The organism is Christiangramia sp. 3-2217-3z (assembly GCF_051195275.1).
GTDB classification, from domain to species: domain Bacteria; phylum Bacteroidota; class Bacteroidia; order Flavobacteriales; family Flavobacteriaceae; genus Christiangramia; species Christiangramia marina.
Genome location: NZ_JBNJLI010000018.1, coordinates 1 through 5640, shown reverse-complemented (window position 1 = coordinate 5640; position 5640 = coordinate 1). Strand labels below are relative to the sequence as shown.

Here is a 5640-nt window from a genome sequence, read left to right as displayed (position 1 = left end):
GATTGGATTCTAATAGTTTTTAGTAGCTAAAATCGTTGCGGAGCACTTGTGTATAACGGTTACGGTTATCGCAAGTTACGGGAGTAGGGACGCGGACTTGTCGGATTAACTTTTTTCTTTCCTGGTTTCTAAAATTACACTTTTTCGACAATACCCGTTATTTGCGATTAACCGATGTTGCTAACTGGAAAAACATACTAAATTATGTTTTGAAAATCTAAAATTCTTACCACAAGTTCCTTTTAGACATCTACTGGTCAATTTGAATCTTTTTAAATGTCGCAATAGTTTTTATTCTTTTACTCTCATTGTCTGAATAATCAATGAAAGATTGAGAAACTTCTAATTGAACAACATTTGGCTCTATTAGAGTTAATTCATCAAGTTCAGAAGAATAGTATATAGTTTCATCTGGTATTCGTTCAAAGTCAGATATTGTAACTAATTCGTCGTTTATCTTCAGCTCATATCTCAACCAACGGGATCCATAGGTGCCTGAATATGGTACGTCATCAAGTGATTGCATTCCTGGGAGCATTGCGTACATACGTATATTATAATAATCTGAAATACTCAATTCGTATCCTAGAATATTATTTTTATCGTAAATATCATTAAAATATAGTTCTTCAAGTTCCAATAGTAAATCTTTACCTTTTATCCCATCGCCATTTAAATCGATTTCGGTTTGCGATTTATATTCTATCAATTCGTATTCACCAACCAGCGGTGATACTATATGTTTTTCATCATCAGTGCAGGATAAAAATGTTGAGGAAACAAATAGTGTAGTAAGTAGTAACAGCTTTCTTTTAAATATTTTCATTTTTTAGAAGTCATTCCTTGGTTATATTCCTTGAATGTTTGGCAACTTTATTTTGTCATTTATAAAAAACTGTCACGTCCATTTTTTCCTTTTTTGTAAAAATCACACATGTTTTTCTTGTTTGCAACGGTTACGGTTATCGCAAGTTGCGGGAGTAGGGACGCGGAGTTGTCGGTTTAATTATTTTCTTTCCTGATTTCTAAAAATACTCTTTTTCTGCCATACCCGTTATTTGCGATTAACCGATGTTGGCAATAGTACCATTACTCAGGCCCAATTTCACTAAGTTTATCTATAAAAACCTTGTTTCTAAGTTTTGCTCTTTTAAGCAACGTTGAAAACTTTATTACTTCTGAATAAATCGAGCCATTTCTTCTACCATCGAATCCAGTTACTTTTGTTCCAGGGCGAAATAAATAATCAAAATGATAGGATTCTTCATATTGACTTACAGCTCCAATTACATCTCTAGGTTCAATGTTCTCTCCAACTAAATAACCGTAGAATGTTAGAATTTCAAAATCATCAGTGGTATAGTTCCGTATTAGACTTGCATATTGATCAATCTGAGTAAGGTGTTTTGAAGCATTTACATCTGGAGATTTAAATTCAATAATTATACATTTACCTTCCGCCGGAAATAAAAGAATATCTGGCCTTCTATCTAATCTTTTTTCTCCGAGTGAATTCAAAAATCTTTCTTCCTCTTCCTCAAATTTTTCTTTGAAAACCTTTTTTCCTTTTAACTCTAGTTTGGATAATTTCTTTTCCGAAACTCCTTTGAAGTAAATAAATTCTTCATTAAAAATCCACAAATCGCTATCCTGTGAATTTTCTGAACTTTGTTGGAATATTAGGTTGTGGAGTAAATCTTCGTCAATATAACCTCTAGTTTTCAAAGACTCCAATTGCTTTTCCATTATTTTCTCAAAAAGCTCCAAAACAAGTTTCCGTCGTGCTACATAATGGGTTAATGATGTTCTATTTTGAAGCGGAATTGTTCGAACTAACTCATTCACACTTTTTTCTAGTTCTTCCGTGTAATTTTCTGATTTAGTTCCCAGCTTATCTAAATTTTCAATTTTTTGTTTAATCTCGGCATCTCTTTTTGCCACGCTTTGCGCATCTGATTGATAAACTTTTTTTAAAATTTCAGCATCGGAATCATTTATGGTTATGTTTAATTTTTCTACTGTTTCTCTATCCAGTAAAAACATATCCATTAACTTTCGTAGGTTTTTTTGTTTATCTTCCTTTTTCTTTTTTATCTCAGAATAGTAATCATTAATAATTTCGTTTGCATTGGATTGAAGGTTTTCAATAAGAATTTCTTTATCGGAAAAAAGTTCTTGTGATTTATCTTTAAATTCCTCTTGAGTCGGAATTTTCAAATCACCTCGATTATCACTATCTCTTTCATCAATATAATTTCCTGATAATAAGAAGAGATATCTCTTTCCAGAAATATGATCGCTGGAAGATAGATTTTCTATTTTAAGCTTTTTCGCTATTTGACCTTTACTAACTAAAGAAAGACTATTTTTTTCGAGTTTATCTTTATCAATCACGAACGATTTAAGATGAAATTTTTCAACTTCATCGGTAGGGATGATCTTTTTTCCATCTCCGTTTATTTCGGAGTAGTTAACGTGAAACGGAGTCTCATAGTCAACTTCAGGAATATCAGAACCCTCAATTTTAGTTTCATCTTTTAACTGATCATTGATTAAACGCTGGATTGTAAATTCAGGAAAGTTGTTTCTATTCTCACAGAAATATGATAAATAATGATCTATTATAGCATTTTTTAAATCTTCAGGAGTTAATTCACTGTAAAAGGACTGATCACTTTCATTCAGTGTATTTTGAAGTCTTAAAACTGTAGATCTATTTAGCTCATCTGTTTTTTCGTTGGATATATATTTTATAATAGAGTTTTTGTCGAGAAATGCTTTCTTTTTCGAGAGTTCTAATTTTCTTTCCCACAAATCGCTTATCCTACCATTTTTTCTATATAGACTTGAATATTGACTTTTTTCGAAGAAATGCAAGAATTGAACTCTTCCTGTTCCTTTATTTAAAAAACCTTTACGATTATCATTTAGATTCACAATTCTATCAAATTCTGAATCAGTAAAGCCAATTCCATTATCTTCTATAAGAAATTCTTGGAAGTCAAATTTTTCTTTTTCCGAAGACAAAAGATTTTTGTTGAGTAGAATTTGAATTTTTATTCTTTTTTGAAAGTTTTGATCTTCAACAAGCTGCAAGGATTCTAATGAATTTGTAATAGCTTCAAATAGCGGTTGAAGCTTATTTTTACTTTTCTTTATTTTAGGAATTGTCCCGGCATAGTTAATTCCCTGAGCTTTTATAAATCCAAATTCGATCATTTAACAAATATAGAATAAGAATTTGTATGTCAAATATTTTGTTGAATCTTGCATATGGTATTATTGCCAACGGTTACGGTTATCGCCAGTTGGCGGAGTAAGGGACGCGGTTTTGTCGGCTTACTAATTTGCTGTTGGTCAAGTTAATTATTTTCTTAATAATGCTGCCGCTTATTGGCGATCAACCGATGTTAGGTGTAGTTTTTTATTCTCGGATCCTTCTTTTTAAATCCATACTACCGTGTAATATTCTTGTGATTTCGATCTCATCTTCAGAAATTTCGCGATAAAATATAATATGTTTCTTTACTCTTAATCCGAGTAATCCAGAAGTAATTCCTTCATAGTTTTTCCCCAGGAATGGCTTTTCAGTTATTTCCTCAAAACTTTCAATCAGATCTTTGTAGTAATAGTCAGCTTGTTGTTCTGACCATTTTTCTAGTGTATATTCCCAAATATTAGTCAAATCAGCGACGGCCTTTTTGGTTAAATAGTACTTAGCCATTCAGACGTTTATTTGATTTTAAAGATTCAAGATGTGTTTTTGGATCAAAATTGTAATCAATTCCACTATCAATTCCTTCTTGAATTGCATTTTTCAAAGCAGCAACTTTACTTTCTTCCTCTTCTAATAATCTCAATCCAGCACGAATTACTTCACTAACATTTTTGTATCTGCCTTCATTTATTCTACCTCTCACGAATTGATCAAAGTAATCACCTAATGATATGGATGTGTTTTTATTCATTTTTCCTCTTTTTTCAAATATACCCAAAATTGGTAACTTTGACAAGTTGAAAAATTACACCTAACGGTCTCGTATATCGACAAGTGGCGCGGAATTATGGATGCGGATTTGTCGGCTTAACTGTTTTGTATAATGTGGAAAATAACTTAGTACTATTCTATTAAACCCGCCATTTGCGATATACGTTGTTGTAAATAGTTTTTACTTCTTCAATCACCAATAGTACCTCTAAATTCACCATTCTTAAAAATTGTTTTGTCATTATCATTTTCTGGATTACTCCACTCTTTAAGCAGAGAAATTTCAAATTCTCCCTCAATGATATTAAGCTCTGAATTATAATTGGTAATTTTTAATTGTGAGGTTGAATTTGCATCAAATGTGTAAAAACTAGTGATTACATCTCCTCCTATTGTAGTGTAATAATTAGATCGGGAATTTTCTAAATTATAAGTTCCTTCACCTTTAAATTTTATTTTTATGAAAATATGCTGCTCATTACCGTATCCCAGGATAGTTAAACTATCATTCGCATTATCTATATAAATTTCGGGAGTTCCGTTCCAATTCTTGTCGTTTACAGATGCAGATATAAAATCAGATTGTTCTATGGAATCATCTTTTTGACATGAACTAAGTACAAATGATATTGTTACACACAATACTAAAACTTGAATAAAACTTTTCATAATATAATTACTTTATAAAGTAGATGCGTTTTAATCGAAAAGGTTGCGTAAAAATTATTTACAACGGTTTCGAATAATCGTCAGTTGTGGTTGAAGGTATTCGGATTTGTCGGCTTAGGTTATTGTTTCCTGATTTCTAAAAATACTATTTTATTTCAAATGGCCACAATTGCGAATATTCGTTGTTAGCCACAGTTACATTTCTAATTATTTCTAGGTTTACTATACTTTATTTCCCAAGTGTTCTTTTTCTTTTTGAAATACCAGCTTCCAGTCATTCCGACAATTCCAGTAGATATACCGATTAAAAGGTAAAAAATACCGTAGTTGTTTTTGAGATTGAGAATAAGCGGCAATCGTGTAAATATTTCTGCTGCAAAAGCACAATATAGTCCAATAACCGACCAATACATCCATGATAGGTGTGATATAATTGGTTGTTTGAAACGCTTATAGTATAATGGAATCATTCCCAGAATGAGCGTAACGGTGCTAATAATTGCGAAAAAATGTAGCACTCCGAATGCATTGTGTATACGATATATAGAGAACGCTGATGCGCAAACTATTAGCATCGAAACACCATAAATTCTTCCTGTTCTTACATGAAATTCAGTTCCCTTTCTGTTGAACAAAATTAAACTTCCAGATATTAATGCTATGATGGCGAAAATAGTATGTATCCAACCAATTGAATCGTGTGGCATCTTAGATAGGTTTTTATCAAAGATGTAGATCAATTCAGATTGGTCAACTTTTATTCTACTGTACTGTAGAATTTAGTAGCTGAATTGTATAAAAGCGTGTGAATAAATTTACGATATACTTAAAGCATCTATGGTCAAGCATTGTACAGTTCAAAAGTGAAAATTTGGATCAACGAATCGCAATATTGTAATTGTGGCTAACGGTCTCCTTTACTTTGTTTTCATATTTTAAGAGAGAACTAAGGGGAGAACTATAACGGTCTCTAGTTAGGCACC

The 5640-nt window shown here is 31.7% G+C and carries 6 protein-coding genes; all 6 read right to left on the bottom strand.

What is annotated here, in order from left to right:
• Positions 1 to 250 precede the first annotated feature (250 nt).
• Positions 251 to 826: a hypothetical protein gene (locus tag ACSHZO_RS15485; RefSeq protein ID WP_298248365.1), complete on the bottom strand. Its 576-nt coding sequence runs from the start codon at positions 824 to 826 to the stop codon at positions 251 to 253.
• Positions 827 to 1089: 263 nt separating this feature from the next.
• Positions 1090 to 3219: a hypothetical protein gene (locus ACSHZO_RS15480; protein WP_298248366.1), complete on the bottom strand. Its 2130-nt coding sequence runs from the start codon at positions 3217 to 3219 to the stop codon at positions 1090 to 1092.
• Between the two features lie 205 nt (positions 3220 to 3424).
• A complete protein-coding gene (locus ACSHZO_RS15475) occupies positions 3425 to 3724 on the bottom strand; it encodes a type II toxin-antitoxin system RelE/ParE family toxin (protein WP_298248367.1) in 300 nt (99 codons plus the stop codon).
• Positions 3717 to 3968 carry a type II toxin-antitoxin system ParD family antitoxin gene (locus ACSHZO_RS15470; RefSeq protein ID WP_141878152.1) on the bottom strand — a complete coding sequence of 84 codons (252 nt, stop codon included), beginning with the start codon at positions 3966 to 3968 and terminating at the stop codon, positions 3717 to 3719. Before ACSHZO_RS15470 ends, ACSHZO_RS15475 begins: the two co-directional genes overlap by 8 nt.
• Before the next feature lie 209 nt (positions 3969 to 4177).
• Positions 4178 to 4657 (bottom strand): DUF6252 family protein, encoded by a 480-nt coding sequence (locus tag ACSHZO_RS15465; protein WP_298248368.1) that lies wholly within the window; start codon positions 4655 to 4657, stop codon positions 4178 to 4180.
• 203 nt (positions 4658 to 4860) lie between these two features.
• Positions 4861 to 5364 carry a DUF2306 domain-containing protein gene (locus ACSHZO_RS15460; protein WP_298248369.1) on the bottom strand — a complete coding sequence of 168 codons (504 nt, stop codon included), beginning with the start codon at positions 5362 to 5364 and terminating at the stop codon, positions 4861 to 4863.
• Between the last annotated feature and the right edge of the window lie 276 nt (positions 5365 to 5640).

Excerpts from the sequence above, each read along its gene's own strand:
- ACSHZO_RS15485 (WP_298248365.1), bottom strand. The coding sequence starts at position 826 with ATGAAAATATTTAAAAGAAAGCTGTTACTACTTACTACACTATTTGTT.
- ACSHZO_RS15480 (WP_298248366.1), bottom strand. The coding sequence starts at position 3,219 with ATGATCGAATTTGGATTTATAAAAGCTCAGGGAATTAACTATGCCGGG.
- ACSHZO_RS15475 (WP_298248367.1), bottom strand. The coding sequence starts at position 3,724 with ATGGCTAAGTACTATTTAACCAAAAAGGCCGTCGCTGATTTGACTAAT.
- ACSHZO_RS15470 (WP_141878152.1), bottom strand. The coding sequence starts at position 3,968 with ATGAATAAAAACACATCCATATCATTAGGTGATTACTTTGATCAATTC.
- ACSHZO_RS15465 (WP_298248368.1), bottom strand. The coding sequence starts at position 4,657 with ATGAAAAGTTTTATTCAAGTTTTAGTATTGTGTGTAACAATATCATTT.
- ACSHZO_RS15460 (WP_298248369.1), bottom strand. The coding sequence starts at position 5,364 with ATGCCACACGATTCAATTGGTTGGATACATACTATTTTCGCCATCATA.